General features: G+C 64.2%; 17 protein-coding genes. 13 read left to right on the forward strand and 4 right to left on the reverse strand.

Annotated features, from left to right (window positions below):
• From ACZYTC_RS01175 to ACZYTC_RS01220, 10 genes are all read left to right on the forward strand, one after another.
• Window positions 1-1,332, forward strand: coding sequence for an NAD(P)/FAD-dependent oxidoreductase (locus ACZYTC_RS01175; protein WP_488988722.1), 1,332 nt, complete (start codon window positions 1-3; stop codon window positions 1,330-1,332).
• An 81-nt stretch (window positions 1,333-1,413) separates the two neighbouring features.
• Window positions 1,414-3,087, forward strand: coding sequence for a peptide ABC transporter substrate-binding protein (locus ACZYTC_RS01180; RefSeq protein WP_488988723.1), 1,674 nt, complete (start codon window positions 1,414-1,416; stop codon window positions 3,085-3,087).
• Between the two features lie 278 nt (window positions 3,088-3,365).
• Window positions 3,366-4,316 carry an ABC transporter permease gene (locus ACZYTC_RS01185; protein ID WP_441770260.1) on the forward strand — a complete coding sequence of 317 codons (951 nt, stop codon included), beginning with the start codon at window positions 3,366-3,368 and terminating at the stop codon, window positions 4,314-4,316.
• 11 nt (window positions 4,317-4,327) lie between these two features.
• Window positions 4,328-5,218 (forward strand): ABC transporter permease, encoded by an 891-nt coding sequence (locus ACZYTC_RS01190; RefSeq protein ID WP_488988724.1) that lies wholly within the window; start codon window positions 4,328-4,330, stop codon window positions 5,216-5,218.
• A 9-nt stretch (window positions 5,219-5,227) separates the two neighbouring features.
• Window positions 5,228-6,550 (forward strand): NAD(P)/FAD-dependent oxidoreductase, encoded by a 1,323-nt coding sequence (locus ACZYTC_RS01195; RefSeq protein ID WP_441770262.1) that lies wholly within the window; start codon window positions 5,228-5,230, stop codon window positions 6,548-6,550.
• 285 nt (window positions 6,551-6,835) lie between these two features.
• Window positions 6,836-8,224 carry a transaminase gene (locus tag ACZYTC_RS01200; RefSeq protein WP_441770263.1) on the forward strand — a complete coding sequence of 463 codons (1,389 nt, stop codon included), beginning with the start codon at window positions 6,836-6,838 and terminating at the stop codon, window positions 8,222-8,224.
• Entirely contained in the window at window positions 8,224-9,612 is a 1,389-nt protein-coding gene (locus ACZYTC_RS01205; RefSeq protein ID WP_441770264.1) for a glutamine synthetase family protein, read from the forward strand. Before ACZYTC_RS01200 ends, ACZYTC_RS01205 begins: the two co-directional genes overlap by 1 nt.
• A gap of 1 nt (window position 9,613) precedes the next feature.
• Window positions 9,614-10,381, forward strand: a complete 768-nt coding sequence (locus tag ACZYTC_RS01210) for an SDR family NAD(P)-dependent oxidoreductase (RefSeq protein ID WP_488988725.1) — start codon at window positions 9,614-9,616, stop codon at window positions 10,379-10,381.
• 15 nt (window positions 10,382-10,396) lie between these two features.
• The gene (locus tag ACZYTC_RS01215; RefSeq protein ID WP_434957891.1) at window positions 10,397-11,437 is read left to right on the forward strand and encodes a histone deacetylase family protein; all 1,041 of its coding nucleotides are present in this window, start codon (window positions 10,397-10,399) and stop codon (window positions 11,435-11,437) included.
• 1 nt (window position 11,438) lies between these two features.
• Entirely contained in the window at window positions 11,439-12,206 is a 768-nt protein-coding gene (locus tag ACZYTC_RS01220) for an SDR family NAD(P)-dependent oxidoreductase (RefSeq protein WP_488988726.1), read from the forward strand.
• A 1-nt stretch (window position 12,207) separates the two neighbouring features.
• Here the strand turns inward: ACZYTC_RS01220 and ACZYTC_RS01225 are convergent, their stop codons facing one another.
• Window positions 12,208-12,894, reverse strand: a complete 687-nt coding sequence (locus ACZYTC_RS01225) for a GntR family transcriptional regulator (protein ID WP_434957889.1) — start codon at window positions 12,892-12,894, stop codon at window positions 12,208-12,210.
• Window positions 12,895-12,957: 63 nt separating this feature from the next.
• A complete protein-coding gene (gene rhmD, locus ACZYTC_RS01230) occupies window positions 12,958-14,136 on the reverse strand; it encodes an L-rhamnonate dehydratase (protein WP_488988727.1) in 1,179 nt (392 codons plus the stop codon).
• A gap of 186 nt (window positions 14,137-14,322) precedes the next feature.
• On the opposite strand from rhmD, the gene ACZYTC_RS01235 reads away from it, so the two are divergent.
• A complete protein-coding gene (locus tag ACZYTC_RS01235; protein ID WP_441770268.1) occupies window positions 14,323-15,072 on the forward strand; it encodes an SDR family NAD(P)-dependent oxidoreductase in 750 nt (249 codons plus the stop codon).
• 7 nt (window positions 15,073-15,079) lie between these two features.
• On the opposite strand, the gene ACZYTC_RS01240 is transcribed toward ACZYTC_RS01235, so the two are convergent.
• Window positions 15,080-15,325, reverse strand: coding sequence for a hypothetical protein (locus ACZYTC_RS01240; protein ID WP_488988728.1), 246 nt, complete (start codon window positions 15,323-15,325; stop codon window positions 15,080-15,082).
• A gap of 128 nt (window positions 15,326-15,453) precedes the next feature.
• Between ACZYTC_RS01240 and ACZYTC_RS01245 the strand changes: the two genes are divergently transcribed.
• Together ACZYTC_RS01245 and ACZYTC_RS01250 are read left to right on the forward strand one after the other, a co-directional pair.
• Window positions 15,454-16,467, forward strand: coding sequence for a histone deacetylase family protein (locus ACZYTC_RS01245; RefSeq protein ID WP_434957885.1), 1,014 nt, complete (start codon window positions 15,454-15,456; stop codon window positions 16,465-16,467).
• Window positions 16,468-16,562: 95 nt separating this feature from the next.
• On the forward strand, window positions 16,563-16,754 hold the full coding sequence (locus tag ACZYTC_RS01250; protein WP_488988729.1) for a hypothetical protein: 192 nt from the start codon (window positions 16,563-16,565) through the stop codon (window positions 16,752-16,754).
• 196 nt (window positions 16,755-16,950) lie between these two features.
• On the opposite strand, the gene ACZYTC_RS01255 is transcribed toward ACZYTC_RS01250, so the two are convergent.
• Window positions 16,951-17,187, reverse strand: a complete 237-nt coding sequence (locus tag ACZYTC_RS01255; protein WP_434957883.1) for a hypothetical protein — start codon at window positions 17,185-17,187, stop codon at window positions 16,951-16,953.
• Window positions 17,188-17,395 lie beyond the last annotated feature (208 nt).

The following is a 17,395-nucleotide window of genomic DNA, read 5'->3' on the forward strand; positions in this document are numbered from 1 at the left end:
ATGCCCGGCCCCACTGTCATACCCGTTCAAGGCGATGCGACGCTCCCCGCCAAGGTCGATGTCGTCGTCATCGGCGGTGGCATCATCGGCGCCTCGACGGCGCTCGAACTGGCCGAGCGCGGCCTCAAGGTCGCGCTCTGCGAGAAGGGCGGTATCGGCCAGGAGCAGTCGAGCCGCAATTGGGGCTGGGTGCGCATTTCGCGTCGTGACCCGCGTGAAGTGCCGCTGATGGCCGAGGCGCTGAGGATCTGGAAGACGCTCGACCAGCGGGTCGAGGGAGACACCGGCTATACCCGCGCCGGCATCATGTTCACCTGTGAGAACGACAAGGAATATGCCGACCACGAGCGCTGGAACCGCAATCTCGACGGTTACCAGCTCGACTCCCGCATGATCTCGGGCACCGAATACAAGCGGATGTTTCCCGGCACGACCATGGACATCAAGGGCGCTCTGTTTACGGCCGAGGACGGGCGGGCCGAGCCGCAGCGCGCCGCCCCTCTGATCGCCGAGGCCGCCCGGCGCAAGGGTGCTGCCATCCTGACCGAATGCGCCGTGCGCGGCGTGGAGACATCGGGAGGAGCGATCAGCGGCGTCGTTACCGAACGTGGCTCGATCGCCTGCAGCGCCGTCGTCCTGGCCGGCGGAGCCTGGTCGAGCCTGTTCTCGGGCCGTTGCGGCATTCGCCTGCCGCAATTGCAGGTGAAGAACTCGGTCCTGCGCACCAAGCCGCTCGAAGGCGGGCCGGGGCCGGCGATCTGGTCCAACGGCTTCGCCGTGCGCAAGCGTGCCGATGGCGGCTACACCATTGCCTCCGGGCACGAGAACGTCGTCGACATCGTGCCCAACAGCTTCCGCTTCTTCTTCGACTTCCTGCCGGCCCTGCGCAAGGAGTGGCGCTCGCTCAATCTGAGGGTCGGGGGCCGTTTTTTCGAGGAAGCCCGTGTGCCCAAGCAATGGGCGATGGACGAGGTCAGCCCCTTCGAGCGTTGCCGCGTGCTGGATCCAGAGCCGGCGAAGGAATTGACCGACGTCGCCCTGGCCAATCTCGCCAAGGCCTTCCCAGTCTTTGCCAAGGCGGAGATCGCCCAGCGCTGGGCCGGCTATATCGACGTCACGCCGGATGCTGTGCCGGTGATCTCACCGGTCGAGGCCATACCCGGCTTTCACATCGCCACTGGTTTTTCCGGCCACGGCTTCGGCATCGGCCCGGCAGCCGGCAAGCTGATGGCTGATCTCGTCACGGGGCGGCCGCCCCTGGTCGACCCAGCCAATTTCCGTTTCTCCCGCTTCTCGGATGGATCAAAGATCGAGCTGATCAGCGGGTTCTGAGCCGCCGGCTCGGGGCTGTCCCGAACCGGCAAACGCCTGCAACAATCATAAAAAATTCGTCACTCTCCAGAGGAACCCATCATGTCGAAACAAGAGCGAAACCAGTTTCCCCATCCCAATCGGCGGCAGGCTCTCGGCCTGATGGCAGCAACGGGCGCCTCGGCGCTGCTGATGCCGGCCCTGCTCGGGCGGGAGGAGGCCCTGGCGGCCGGCAAGGACAAGCCGTCGGGCCAGATGGTCATCAGCTTCTCGCAGGAGCCGACCGTCTTCAACCCGCATCTGCTTCACATCGAAGTGGACGAGGGCATCCATTACAGCGTGTTCAATCCGCTGTTCGACGTCGATCCGGAGGGTAAGTTCACGCCCTCCCTCGCCGTCGAGGTGCCGAGCGTGGAGAATGGCGGCATTTCCGCCGACGGTCTCAGCTGGAAGGTGAAACTGCGCGATGGCGTGAAATGGCATGACGGCAAGCCCTTCACGGCCGAGGACGTCAAGTTCACGCTGGAACTGATGGTCGACCCGAACTTCCGCAGCTGGCGGCGCACCGGCCATGAGCATGTGCGCGACATCAAGGTGGTGTCGCCCACCGAGATCACTTGGCGCATGGAAAAGGCCTTCGCGCCCTATCCCTCGATCCTGGCCTCTACCTTTATCGTGCCCAAGCACATCCTGGGCGAGGTGGCCGACAAGAACACGGCACCCTTCAACAATGCGCCCGTCGGCACCGGGCCGTTCAAGTGGAGCAAGCGCGTTGCCGGCGACTATATCGAGCTTGCCGCCAACGAGGATTATTTCGGTGAGGGGCCCTATCTGGAGCGTGTCGTCTACAAATACATCCCCGACATGACGGTGATGTACACCCAGTTCAAGACCGGGGACGTCGACCTCGTCGGCCTGCAATGGATCACGGCCGATCATTATGAGGAGGCCAAGACCCTCGAGGGCAAGATCGTCACCGTGGTGCCGAATGGCACCATCGAGTCGGTCGCCTTCAACATGGAGCGTCCGCAGTTCAAGGATCCGGCCGTCCGCAAGGCGCTCTATCATGCGCTGGACAAGAAGACGATCATCGAGGCGCTCTATTACGGCCTGCCGACTCCGACCGAATCCTACATGCCGCAGCAGTCCTATTATTACAATCCGGACCTGCCCAAGCAGGAATACGACCCCGAAAAGGCCAAGAAGGTGCTCGACGAGGCGGGCTGGGTGCCCGGCGCCGACGGCATCCGCGCCAAGGATGGCGTGCGTCTGTCGTTCAGCAATTCGACGACGGCCGGCAACCATCTGCGCGAGCAGGCGCAGCAATTCATGCAGCAGTCCTTCAAGGATGTCGGCGTGGAGATGACGATCTCCAACCTGCCTCCAGCCGTGATGTGGGGTGACTACTGGATGATGTCGAAATTCGACAGCGTCGTCGTCGGCCTGAACTTCCTCACCGGCCCCGATCCCGACACCTCGGACTATTTCATGTCCACCTCGAGCGGCGCCAAGGGCGGCAACGGCCAGAACACCTGGCAATATGCCAATCCTGAAGTGGACAGGCTCCTGAAGGAGGCCGGCAATCTCTTCGTGCCGGAGGAGCGCAGGAAGCTCTATTTCAAGATCCAGGAGATCATGCGGACCGACCTGCCCTTCCTGCCGATGTATCAATACGCCACCGTCCGCGGGCGCAAGAAGGGGGTGGAAGGCTTCCTGCCCAACATCAACAACCGTATCGACAGCTGGAACGTCAACACCTGGCACTGGGTCAAATAGGCCTGCCACCCAGGGCAACTGCCTCGGGTAAATGAGCGCCGTCTTACCCTCCCCTGGAGGGGGAGGGTCGAGGCAAAGCCTCGGGGTGGGGTGGTTCTTCGTTTAGCGGCCTGTTCGCATGATCACGTCAGCGCTCTTCACCCCACCCCGGCCTTTCAGGCCGACCCTCCCCCTCCAGGGGAGGGTAGTGGTGCCTCCGCGTTAACCCGAAGTGGTTGGCCTGGCCCGCCACCCTGCTGACAGCCGGCCCATAAGGCCGGCCGAGTGGAGACGATCCCATGCTGCGCTATCTCGCTGGCCGGCTGTGGCAGAGCCTTATCCTGCTGCTGCTGGTCTCGGTCATTGGTTTTGCGGTGCTTACCCTGGCGCCCGGCGGACCGCTTTCCCAATATACGCTGACGCCGGGCATGACCAAGGAGGCGCTCGATCGCATCGCCGAGCAGATGGGCCTGAATCGCCCTCTGCCCATCCAGTATCTCGACTGGCTCTGGCGTCTCGTGCAGGGCGATTGGGGCCGCTCCTACCGCGACGGCCAGCCGGTGCTCGCCATCATAGGCGGGCATCTCTTCGCCACCCTGCTGCTGATGGGCTTTTCCACCCTGATCTCCGTCATCCTCGGCACCTGGATCGGCGTGATGGGCGCCACGCGGCGCTATTCGCTGTTCGACACGCTGGCGACGGTGGGCGCGATGGTGGCGCTCTCCATCCCAACATTCTGGTTCGGCCTGGTGGCGATCTACCTCTTCTCGCTCAAGCTGAAATGGCTGCCGGCGGGCAACATGTTCACGGTGGGCGACGGCAGCTTCGCCGACTATGCCATCCACCTCATCATGCCCAGCATCGTGCTGGCGCTGGTCAATGTGGCGGTGTGGAGCCGTTATATGCGCACGGCGACGCTCGATGTGATCAACCAGGATTTCGTGCGTACCGCCAAGGCCAAGGGGCTGAAGCCACGCCGCGTGCTGGTCAAGCATGTGATCGGCAATGCCTTGCTGCCGATGATCACCCTGGCCGGTCTGCAAATACCGACCATCCTGAGCGGGGCGCTGGTGACGGAGACCGTCTTCACCTGGCCCGGCATGGGCCGGCTGTTCCTCGATAGCCTGGGCTACAGCGACTATCCGGTGATCATGGGGCTTTTGATGTTCTCGGCGATCCTGGTGCTCATCGGCAATCTGATCGCCGACCTGCTCGTCGCCTTCGTCGATCCCCGCATTCGGCTCGGTTAGGGAGAATAGTGATGGCCTCAGCAACCCTTTCCCCCGCATCGCCCTCTCCGAAGCCGCGCTGGTGGCGCAACCGCACGGTGCGGCGCTTCTGCCGGCACAGGCTCGCCATGGTGGGCGTGGCGATGATCGTCATCCTGACGCTGGCCTGCATCCTCGGTCCGCGCCTGCTGCCCTATGACGAGCTCTTCATCGATCTGAGAGCTCGTTTCGCGCCGCCCTTCACCGGCTACCATATCTTCGGCACCGATCCCCTCGGCCGTGACCTCGCCGCTCGCCTGTTCATGGCTGGGCGCATCTCGCTGCTGGTCGGCTTCTTCGCCATGCTGCTCAGCACGGCGCTCGGCACTGTCATCGGTGTCACCGCCGGCTATTATGGCGGCTGGGCCGGTTCCGCTTTGATGCGCTTCGTCGATGCCTTCCTGTCCTTTCCGAGCATCTTCCTTCTGTTGACGCTGGCGGCCTTCATCAAGCCGAGCCCCCTGATGATCACGGTGATCATCGCCGTCACCAGCTGGATGGAGGTGGCGCGCATTGTGGAGGCGGAAGTGCGCTCGCTGCGTGAACGCGACTTCGTCCTGGCCGCGCGCATGGTGGGGCTGTCGAACAGCTGGATCATGTTCCGGGAATTGCTGCCCAACGTCATCGGCCCGATCATCGTGGCGGCAACGCTGACGGTGGCCCGTGCCATCCTGCTGGAGGCCTATGTGAGCTTTCTGGGCTATGGCATCCAGCCACCGCTGCCGAGCTGGGGCAACATGCTCAACGGGGCACAGCAATATCTGGCCAATGCGCCCTGGCTCGCCATCGTGCCGGGCGTGGCGATCACGCTCGCCGTCACCAGCTTCAACTTCATCGGCGACGGGTTGCGCGATGCCCTCGATGCCCGAAGCGACCTGAACTGAGGAGTGGCCATGTCGAAATTCTCTCCCTTCGACGCGACGCTCTGGTATGCGACGGCCGCTCCCGCGCCGCAGACCATGCCGCTGACCGGGCGTGTCCAGGCCGATGTCTGCATCGTGGGTGCCGGCTATACCGGCCTCACCACCGCGCTCGAACTGGTGCGTAAGGGCGTCAGTGTGGTGCTGCTGGAGGCCGAGCAAGCCGGTTTCGGCGGGTCCGGCCGCAATGCCGGGCACTGTACGCCGACCTTCACCCATTTCAGCCTGCCCGAATTGCGCCGGCTGCTCGGCGAGCCTTGGGCCGAAAGGCTGATCGCCCGGCAGACCCAGGCCAATGCCCGTGTCAGCGCCATGATCGAGCGCTACCAGATCCAATGCGAGTGGCAGCAGAACGGCTATGTCCAGGCGGCCGCTCGGCCTGGTGCCATCGACGCCATCAAGCGCAAGGTCGAGCAGTACAACGCCGTCGGCGCTCGCACCCGCTTCGTCGACAAGACGGAAGTGGAAGCGATCACCGGCAGCCCGCGTTTCCACGGCGGCTGGTTCCACGGTGAGGCGGGCCATCTCAATCCGCTCGGCTATGCGCGTGGCCTGGCGCGGGCGGTGCAGCAGGAAGGCGGCGTGCTGCATACGGGCTCGAAGGTGACCAACGTCACGCGCGAAGGTACGCGCTGGGTGGCCCACACCGCTGATGGCAGCGTGGTTGTAGACAAGGTGATCTTCACCACCGGCGCCTATACGGTGGAGGGCTGGCCGAAGCTCGACCAGAGCTTCAAGATCATGCGCGTCTTCGTGGCGGCGACGCAGCCGCTCAGCGAGGAGGAGCGCCGCTCCGTCCTGCCTGAGAATACCACCATGCATGACGGCCGCGGCGACATCTATGTCTACAAATACAATGCCGAGGGCCGTATCGTCGCCTCGATGTTCCCGATGGGGCGACGCGGGCGTGACCTTGCCTATACGCACCAGGTGATGAGCGATCGCCTGAAATGGCTGCATCCGCAGATCAAGCAGGAGATCCGCTGGGAATATTTCTGGTTCGGCGAGCTCGACATGCAGGCGAGGACGATTCCCCGTCTCTACGGCCTGGCGCCCGGCATCGTCGCCCTTACGGGCCTTTCGGGGCGAGGCGTACCCACCGGCAGCATGCTCGGCGGCATCCTCTCGGAATGGGCGCTGGACGTGCCGGCGCAGGATCTTTCGCTCAAGGTCGAGCCTCTGCACAAGGCGCCCTTCTATATGAGCTTCGGGCCCCAGCTCACGCTGCGCTACTACCGGGCGCGCGACTGGCTGAAGACGCGCATGGACGGCGCGTCCCTGCCGCCGCACGCCTGAGCGGGCGGGCTGGCCGGACGGCTGCCCCCGACTTTCCGTCGTAGATCGCCGAAGAGCGTGACCGGCTGGGTTGCGCCCGAGGGCCGTTCGACCTCCAGGCCGGGCTTTGCTGCGAGCTGTCCGCGGAGGAAATGTCGATCTCACAATTAAAGTGTGATCACAGTATATAAAATTATCCCAAAATTTGTTGACATATCGTCGATTTTTCTGCTGATTGTGATCACAATCAAGCGCGGCATCACTAGGCGATGAGCGGCGTGCCAATCCATCCAGCGGAGGTTTCTCGTGTCCAGCACGCCGATCGACAATGCAGCCATCGAGGCGCGGGTGCGGACCCTGCTGCCGGTGGAACTGCAGCTTTATGCCGAGCGCCGTCCCAAGGCGCAGGCTATGGCCGAGCGTAAGGGCAAGGGCCTCTTCGACAATGTTCCAATGCACTGGATGCTTGATTGGCCGATGCCCTTCCCGATGGTGATCGAGCAGGCGAGCGGCGTGCACCTCACCGACATCGACGGCAATGCAGTGGTCGATCTCTGCCTCGGCGATACCGGCGCCATGTTCGGCCATGGGCCCGAGCCGATCCTGGAGGTGCTCAGGGCCGTCGGTCATCGCGGCCTGACGACGATGCTGCCATCCGCCGATGCCGAGATCGTCGGCGAACTGCTGGCCGCCCGTTTCGGCCTGCCGCATTGGCAGATCGGTGCCACGGCGAGCGATGCCAATCGCTTCGCCATCCGTGTGGCGCGGGCCGTGACAGGGCGACGCAAGATCCTGGTCTTCGATGGCTGCTATCACGGCGCCGTCGACGACACGCTGGTCGATCTCGTCAACGGACGCACCTTCTCCCGCCGCAGCCTGCTGGGACAGGTGGTCGATCTCGGCGAGACCACCATCGCCATTCCCTTCAATGACGAGGAGGCGCTGCGTCGGGCTTTGGCTTCGGGCGAGGTCGCCTGCGTGCTGGCCGAGCCGGTGATGACCAATTGCGGCATGATCCTGCCTGCGCCCGGCTTCCACGATACGCTGCGGCGGCTGACGCGCGAACATGGCACGCTGCTGCTGATCGACGAGACGCACACGATTTCCACCGGCCTCGGTGGCTACACGATGCTCCACGGCCTGGAGCCGGACCTGATGGTGATGGGCAAGCCCATCGGTGGCGGCGTGCCGGTGAGCGTGTGGGGCATGAGCGCCGCAGTGGCCGAGGGCCTCGACCGCGCGCGGCGCGCGCGCGACAGCCACGGCCATTCCGGCATCGGCACCACTTTGTCCGGCAGTGCGCTGCAGTTGGCCTGCCTCAAGGCCAGCCTCGAAAAGGTGATGACGGCCGAGACCTATGCCACCATGGCCGCGCGAACCGACATCATCGAAGCGGGCCTCATCAAAGCCATAGGGGCGCAGGGGCTGCCCTGGCATGTCACCCGCGTCGGCGCCCGGCTGGAAGTGGTGTTCAGCTCAGAGCCGGTGCGCAATGCGGCTGAGGCCCGGGAAGCCGCCTCCTCGGTCATCGAGGAGGGCCTGCATCTCTCCCTGCTCAATCGCGGCTTCCTGCTCACCCCCTTCCACAACATGATCCTGGTCAGCCCGGCCTTGGCCGAGGCGGAAGCCCGCGCGCTGGTTGCCGCCTATGGCGAGATCCTCGCCCGCTTCTGCCAGGCCGGGGAGGCGGCGTGATGGCCGACGCCCTGTCGACGCGGCCGGCCCAGGCGGCCGATATCGCCGAAGCCGAGGCCTTCCTGGCCGATCACCCCGAGATCGGCGCCTTCGATCTGGTGCTGATCGATATCAACGGCATTGCCCGCGGCAAGATCATCCGGCGCGAGGAATTGCTGCCGCTGTTCCGTGGTGGCCGGCATCTGCCCGGCTCCATTCTCGGCCTCGACGTCACCGGCGAGGATGTCGAGGAAACCGGCCTGGTCTGGTCGGATGGCGATGCCGACAGGCGCGCCTGGCCGATCGCCGGCTCTCTGGTGCCGCTGCCCTGGACCTCGCCGCCGCGCGGCGAGGTGCGCCTGTCGCTGTTCGAGCTCGACGGCTCGCCGATGGCCGCCGACCCTCGTCATGCCCTGGCCGGCCAGCAGGCTCTGCTGCAGGCCGAGGGCAGGCAGCCCGTTGCGGCCTTCGAACTCGAGTTCTATTTGCTCGACCGCGAAACGGCGAATGGCCGGCCTCAGCCGCTCCGCATGCCGCTGACCGGCGAAAGGCTTGATGGCATCCACGTCTACAGCGTCGACGAGCTCGACCGTCTCGAGCCTTTCGTTGACGCGGTCTATCGCGCCGCCGAGGCCCAGGCCTTGCCGGTGCAGACGCTGATCTCCGAATATGCGCCGGGCCAGTTCGAACTGACCCTGCGCCATCGCGAGGATGCGCTGCGCGCCGCCGACGATCTCATCATGCTGAAGCGGCTGCTGCGGGCGCTCGCCGTGCGCCACGGCATGAAGGCCTGCTTCATGGCCAAGCCCTTCGCCGGCCGCGCCGGTTCGGGCATGCACGCCCATGCCAGCCTGACAGGCCGCGACGGTGCCAATCTCTTCGCCGACCGGAATGGGGAGCTTGCGCCGGCCCTGCATCACGCCATCACCGGTCTGCTGGAGACCATGACGGAGAGCATGCTGGTCTTCGCGCCCCACCTCAATTCGTGGCGACGCTTCGCGGCGCAGAGCTATGCGCCGACGGCGCCGAGCTGGGGCGTCAACAATCGGGCCGTCGCCGTGCGCGTTCCCGCGGGCTCGCCGGAAGGCCGGCACCTGGAGCAGCGTGCCGCCGGGGTCGATGCCAATCCTTATCTGGTCGGCGCCGTCGTGCTGGCGGGCATTCGCCGCGGCCTTGCCGCCCAGCGCGATCCGGGGGCCCCGGCCTCCGCCTATGCGAGCGCGGCCGACGATGCCCTGCCGGCCGATTGGCGCAGCGCCATCGAGGCGGCGGCAGGCTCCGCCTTCCTGAAGGAAGCGCTGGGCGAGCGCCTTCATCACGTGCTGCTGGCGCTCAAACGGGCTGAATACCGGCGTTTTGCCGCCGATATCACCGCATTGGAGCTGCAGCTTTATGGAGAGATCGTCTGAGATGGCCAGGCGGAACGTTCTGATTGCCGGCGGCGCCGGTGGAATGGGTCTGGCGACGGCCCTGCGCTTTGCCCAGGATGGCGCGCGCGTGGTCCTGGCGGATCTTCCCGGCCCGCGTCTCGAAGAGGCTCGGGCGAAGGTGGTGGATGCGGGTGCCGAGGTGCTCGCCTTGGCGCTCGACATGCGCTCCGCCGAGGCCTGCCGCGAGGCGGTGGCGAAGGCGACCGAGGCCGACCGTCTCGATGTGCTCGTCAATGCGGCGGGCGTCTGGCTGGAAGGGCCCGCCACGTCGGTCGGCGAGGAGGATTGGGACCGTGTGCTCGACGTCAACCTCAAGGGCGCGTTCTTCCTGATCTCGGCGGCCATTCCCCATCTCGCCGCTTCTCGCGGCGTGATCGTCAACATCGCCTCCGATGCGGGGTTGGTCGGCAACAAAGGCGCGGCCGTCTATTGCGCCTCCAAGGGCGGGCTGGTGCTGCTCAGCAAGGCCCTGGCCCTCGAGCTCGCGCCGCAGGGCATCCGCGTCAATGCGATCTGCCCCGGCGACGTCGCCACGCCAATGATCGAATACCAGGCAGCGACCTATGGCGGCGGCGACCCCGATGCCTATAAACGCCGCCTGCTCGGCAACTATCCGCAGGGCGAGAGCGCCCGTTTCATCAAGGCCGAAGAGATTGCCGGCCTCATCCATTATCTCTGCCAGCCCGGCGCTGCGCCGATCACCGGCGCCGCCCTCCCAATCGATTTCGGCATTACCGCAGGCTATTGAACCCGAGCTTATGGCATGAAGACCTTCTACACCACCGACCACCATCTCCATCACAGCGGCATGGAGCTTTCCTTCGGCAAGATCGTCGAGACTTTCGAAAAGCCGGAACGCGCTGAGATCATCCTGGCGCGGGTCAAGGAAGTGGGCCTCGGGCCGGTGCTGACCCCGCAGGACTATGAGATCGCGTCGCTCAAGCGTATCCACACGCCCGATTACGTCGACTTCCTCAAGGGCGTGTATGAGGAATGGCAGGCGGCCAGCCGCGATGGCGAGGTCTGGCCCTATAGTTGGCGCCACCGTTCCATGCCTCCCATCGACAAGGCGCCGAGCGGCCTCGATGCCCGCCTTTCCTACTATTCCTTCGATATGGCCGGTTCGATCACCGCCACCACCTGGCAGGCGGCCAAGCGCGCCGCCGACACCGCACTGGCCGGCGCCGATGCCGTGCTCGCCGGCGAGCGCACGGCCTTCTCGCTGTGCCGTCCGCCCGGCCATCATGCGGGACGCGACTTCTTCGGCGGCTATTGCTACCTCAACAATGCCGCCATCGCCGTGCAGCGCTTCCGCGATGCCGGCCGCTCTCGCGTGGCGGTGCTCGACGTCGACTATCATCACGGCAACGGCACGCAGGAGATCTTCTACGACAGGGCCGACGTGCTGGTCGCTTCCATGCATGGCGATCCCGATTTCGAGTTTCCCTTCCATCTTGGCTATGCCCGCGAGCGTGGCGAAGGAGCCGGCGAGGGCTTCAACCTCAACTATCCCCTGCCTTCAGGCACGCAATGGCCGGAATGGTCCGCAGCCTTAGGGGATGCCTGCCGCAAGATCGAGGCCTTCGATGCGCAGGCCCTGGTGGTCTCCCTCGGCGTCGATACCTACAAGGACGATCCGATCTCGCAGTTCAAGCTCGATACCCAGCATTTCACTGAGATCGGGGCGCGGATCGCGGCGCTCGGCCTGCCGACCCTGTTCGTGATGGAAGGTGGCTACGCCATCGGTGCACTCGGGGTCAACGCCGTCAACGTCCTCACCGGCTTCGAACAGGTGGGAGGGTGAAATGGCTTCGGGATCTTTCGTCCGCTCGCGCTCCGTGCTGGTAACAGGAGCGGGCGCTTCTGACGGCATCGGCTTCGCCATTGCCAGGGCCTTTGGACGAGCCGGATTGTCGGTGGCGATCACGGCCTCGACCGACCGGATCTATCGCCGCGCGGCGGAGCTCGAGGCCGAAGGCATCGAAGCCTGGGCCGCGGTCGCCGATCTTACGCGGCCCGACGAGGTGCGCCGATTGCGGTCGGCGGCCGGCGATGTCGACATCCTCGTCAACAATGCCGGCATGGGCAGCATGCTGAAGCCGGCCGTGCAGAAGCGCTTCGTCGACCTCGACGAGGCCGAATGGAATCGCGGCATCGACGTCAGCCTGAACACCGCCTTTCTGGTAACCCGGGCCTTCCTGCCCGCCATGATCGCGAAGCGCCATGGGCGCATCGTCAATGTCGCCTCGGTCACCGGCCCCTATGTCTCCAATCCCGGCGAGGCGGCCTATTCGGCGGCGAAGGCGGGCATGGTCGGACTGACTCACGCCCTCGCTCTGGAAGTGGCGGGGGACGGCGTCACCGTCAACGCGGTCGCTCCGGGCTGGATCGAGACGGGCTCCTCCACGGAGGAAGAGCGCGTTGCCGCCCGCGCTACGCCGCCGGGCCGGGCGGGAACGCCTGACGAGGTCGCCGCAGCGGTGGCGTTTCTGGCCTCCAACGGCGCGAGCTACGTCAACGGTTCCGTGCTGGTGGTGGATGGCGGCAACATCCTGCAGGAGCGCAAGGGCTGATTCAGTTCGCTCCCAGGCCGAGCGTATGCCGCAGCAGGTACATGCCATCGAGAATGTCGGCCTCGATGGCGGTGCGCAGAGAATCCGCGTCGTTCCGGCGGATCGCCTCGATCGCCATCTTGTGCTTGTCGATGATCTCGGCGCCTTCGACCACGTCATAGATGGTGCGCATGAACGGGCCGAACTGCACCCAGACGCTTTCGAGCAACGGCACCAGCACGTCGGAATTGCCGGCACGATAGAGCTCGAAGTGGAAGTTATAGTTGGCGAGCATGTAGACGTCGGCGTTGCCGGTCTTGTAGTTCCGGTTCATCGTTTCGTCATGAGCGATCATGCGCTCCAGCCTGTCGCCGTCTACAAAAGGCAGAGCGCGCCGGGCGCAGAGGGGTTCGAGGGCGAGTCGCGCGCTCATCAGCTCCTCGAAACGGGCCACGGTGAGATGCGGCACGCAGACCCGCCTGTTCTGCTGGACTTCCAGGGCGTTCTCGGCCGCCAGGCGGCGGATGGCTTCGCGGCAGGGCATTACGCCCACGCCCAGCATGTCGCTGATGCCGCGCAGGCTCATGCTCTTGCCGGGATGGAAATTGCCGATGATCAACTGCTCACGCAGCGTCCTGTAGACCTGCTGGTGTAGCGGATTGGTCGCGGTGTCGGCCGGTTCGACGGCAGCGAGACTATCGGTGCTCATCGCTGACTGTGATCACATTGGCAGCCCGAGGGCAAGCGTTGAAGCAGAACGGCGCATGCCCCGCTATGTCCCGGCTTCCACCAGTACTGCCGACGGATTGCGGGTGAGGCCGAAACCGGGCGTGTCGGAAACGTCGAGACGCCCGTTTCGGGGCACCGGCTCATTGGTGAAGAGGGGGCCGAACACCGGCAGCACTTCCTGGCCATCGGCGCTGTTGGCGACATATTCGCAATAGGGCGAATGGGGTTGCGACATCACGAAGTGATAGCTGAAGGGGCCGCTGCCATGCGGCACCACCGGAATGTCGTAGGCGCTCGCATGGGCGGAGATCCGCAGCAATTCGGTGAGACCGCCGACCCACATCACGTCGGGTTGCAATATGTCGATGTGACGGCCCTCGATCAGCTTGCGGAAGCCGTAGCGCGAATATTCATGCTCACCCGTGGTCCATTTGGTTGCCGGCAAAGCTCTCTTGAGCAGGGCATAGCCGTCGATATCGTCGGGATGCAGCACCTCCTCCCACCAATAGATGTCGAGGTCCCTGCAGGCGGTGGCGAGCTCTATCGCATAGGGCACGTCGAGCGCCATGTAGCAATCCACCATCAGAGGGTAGTCGGGGCCGACCGCTTCGCGATGCGCCGCGAGGAAGGCGACATTGGCGCGCAGGCCGTCGATGCTGTCGGCCGGGCCGTGGGGCAGCGGCACCTTGCCGCCCCAGAAACCGAGCCGGCGGGCCGCTTCCGGCTGCGGACCGGTGCAATAGAAGCGGATCTCCTCCTTGGTGCGCCCGCCGATCAGCTTGTAGACCGGCTCCTCGCGCAGCTTGCCGATCAGGTCCCAGAGGGCGAGATCCACCACGGAGATGGTCGCGAGCGGCAGCCCCTTGCGACCGTAATACATCGAGGCCCGGAACATCTGGTCCCAGAGGCGATTGAGGTCGCGCGGATCGGCGCCATCGAGGAAGCGGCGGAAATGGTGCTGGATCAGCCAGCACGCCGGCTCGCCGCCAAAACCCGTGGCGAGGCCGACATGGCCACTTTCTGTCTCGATCTCCACCACGATCGAGCCCATGACATTGATCCCCCAGCTGGTGCGCGAGGCCTTGTAATCGGCATAGCCCGACATCGGATTGGCGATCAGCGTGTCGATCAGCCAATGCCCCTGTTTCTGGCTGAAATAATCGCCGCCACCCTCGCTGCGGACCAGATAGGTCCTGACCTGCTTGATGCGGGGAGATGCCATGCCTCGTCCTTCCTGCGTTTGGTTGCGCGGAATAGTGACGTAAGAAACTTGTCAGTCAAGTTTACAAATTCTCGAAACCTCGCTCTCTTGTTGTCTGACAAATAATCCGATATCACCCGATTGCCTCGGGAAACACGCAGGCGCCGGCAGGATGGCCGGCATTTGGAAGGCAGGGGAAGGACCGGCATGACCACGATCATTCGCTTCGAGGGCCGCGGCGCCATCATCACCGGCGGGGCCTCCGGCATTGGCCTCAAGACGGCCGAGCGCATCGTGGCCGAGGGCGGCTCGGTCTCGATCTGGGATGTGGATTCCGCCCGCGTCGAGACGGTGCGCCAGGCGCTGGGGCCGCGGGCCCATGGCATCGCTATCGACATCACCGATCCTGCCGCCGTCGAGAAGGCGGCACAGCAGGCCGAAAGCCAACTCGGCCGCATCGACGTCCTGGTCTGTTCCGCCGGCGTGGCCGGCAAGAACGAGTTGCTGGTCAATTATCCGATCGAGGAGTGGAAGCGGGTCTATGACATCAATGTCAACGGCCTGTTCTATTGCAACCGCTTCGTTGCGTCGCTGATGCAGAAGCATGGCTATGGCCGCATCGTGAACGTCGCCTCCATCGCCGGCAAGGAAGGCAATCCCACGGCATCGGCCTATTCCTCTTCCAAGGCGGCGGTGATCGGGCTCACCAAATCGCTGGGCAAGGAATTGTCGAAGGAAGGCATCACCGTCAACGCCATCACGCCGGCGACGGTCGATACGCCGATCCTCCAGCAGGTCAGCCAGGCCCATATCGACTACATGCTGTCGAAGATTCCGATGGGCCGTTTCGGCACCGTGGAGGAGTTGGCTGCCATCATCACCTGGCTCGCCAGCGAGGAATGTTCTTTCACCACCGGCGCGGTGTTCGACATTTCCGGCGGCCGCGCCACCTATTGACCGAACGTCAGGAGCGGCGGGCTATCAGGGCCCGCACCAGCACCACGGCCAGGGCCGCCAGCCCGATGGCAGCGGCTGCGACGATGACGGTGAGACTCGTCATCACATAGCAGGGTGCCGAATTGGCGGGATTCTGATGGCAGGGAAACCGGCTGTCGATCAGCCGTGCCAGATAGTGTCCTCGCGTCTCGAAAAAGACCAGCATGGCGCAGCCGAGGGCCAGCAGCGCAAGGAAACCGGTACTCGGACGCATGAAGGAAGCCCTCGGGGAAATGCTGTCTATTTTTCGCATCGGTTGATCTGCACGGCAGTTTCGCCGGTCACAGCCAAATCGGCTAAACAGGGGCGGATCGAGTCGCAGCCGAGGGAGGAATATCGGGCATGAAAGTCGTATTCAGCGAAACCCAGAGGCGCCACGATCCGACCTTCTTCCTATCGAGCGGTACGCAGCGGCCCAATCCGGAAGTACCACGTCGCTGTGACATCCTGCTGCAGGCTGCCCTTGGCGCCGGCCTGACACAGGTCGCCCCCGACGATGCGGGGCTGGCGCCCGTCGCAGCCGTGCACAAGCCAGACTACATCCACTTCCTGCGCCATATCCATGCGCGCTGGCGCGAGATCGATGGGGCTTCGGCCGAGGTGATCCCCAATATCCATCCCGATCGCCGCAACGGGGCCTATCCCGCTTCCGCCGTGGGGCAGGCGGGCTATCATATGGCCGACACGGCCTGCCCGATCTCGTCCGGAACCTATGAGGCGGCCCTGGCCAGCGCCCACACGGCCTATCATGCGGCCGGCCTGGTGCTGGCAGGCGAGCACGCAGCCTATGCCCTCTGCCGTCCGCCGGGACATCATGCCTTCGCCGATCTTGCCGGTGGCTTCTGCTTCTTCAACAACAGCGGCATCGCCGCCCAGGCCCTGCGCAGCCGCTACGACCGCGTCGCCATTCTCGATGTCGACCTGCACCACGGCAACGGCAGCCAGGGCATGTTCTATGGCCGCCCCGACATCTTCACCGTTTCGGTTCATGCCGATCCCATCCGTTTCTACCCTTTCTTCTGGGGGCACGCGGACGAGCGCGGCGAAGGCGAGGGGCTCGGCTACAATCTCAATCTGCCTCTGCCGCGCAAGACGGGGGATGAGGGCTTCCTTGCCGCGCTCGATGTGGCTCTGGAGCGTATTGCCGCCTTCGCGCCAGGCGTACTGGTGGTGGCGCTCGGCCTCGACGCCTTCGAGGGCGATCCCTTCCAGGAGTTGACGGTGACCACCAAGGGCTTTGCCCGCATTGCCGCCCGTATTGCCAGCCTCGGGCTGCCGATGGCGATCGTGCAGGAAGGCGGCTATGTCTGCGACGCGCTCGGCGACAATCTCGCCAGCTTCCTCGGCGGGCTTTGAGGTATTTTTCCAGCCCTCATGGTTTACGACATCAAAATGCCGGGGTCGGGGCGTAGGTTTGTGGCTGGTTTGGGACGATCGAGGGAGTTGTTCCGATGACCAGTCTTGCTATCGATGTCAGTGCGCTGCTGGCAGCCCTTTGGATGCCGGCCCTGATCAAGATCCTGGCCGCCGATGTGGCCATTGGCGCTGTCATCCTGTCGGGATATCTCTGGCATAGGAAGCAGGAACGCTGCAATGCCGAGCTGTCCGAACGCAAATGGGGCAGGCGACATCTGCATGGCTGAAGGCAAGCCTTAAGCGTTTTGCGCTTTGGTGGAATCACCGAGAATCGCAAAGACGCGTCGAATCAGAGAGCTAGAGCAAAACAGCGTTTCCGTCTAAACGCGCTCTGCTCTAGGCACCAGGGATGCGTTTTGTTCCAATTTTTTGTTTTGACGCATTTTCTTGACCGAAAAGTCCTCGGGCTTGTCGATGAGATGGCTAATGCACGACCACACCGGTCGGATTGCCTTTCGACATCCACACCACCAGCGCGTCATTGAAGGAGGCGACCGCGTCGCTGGCGATTGGAATTCGGATGATGGCCCCATCCGCAAATTCGAATTCGGCTACGGCAAATTGCCGATGCTCCGGCGAAGTCAGGCCGCGAAATTTCGTGAGAAGCGGCGTGACGACCGAGCCGTCTCCGCTTTCGAGCGGGTCCGAAGGAACGCTCATTCAACCATCCAATGCCAAGTCCAATAATTGCCTTCCCTATGACGGTGGGCTGTGACATGGGCGTGATACGAAATATATCATCTGAGAAATTTGTTGAGTCGAACAACAAGCAGATGCATCCATCTACCGTAAAGGTAACAAAAGCAAGTAATATAGGTTTATTGAAAAAATCCGAGAGTAAAATAAAGATAGGGACGCTTCCTGATTT

The organism is Labrys sp. F242 (assembly GCF_057813875.1).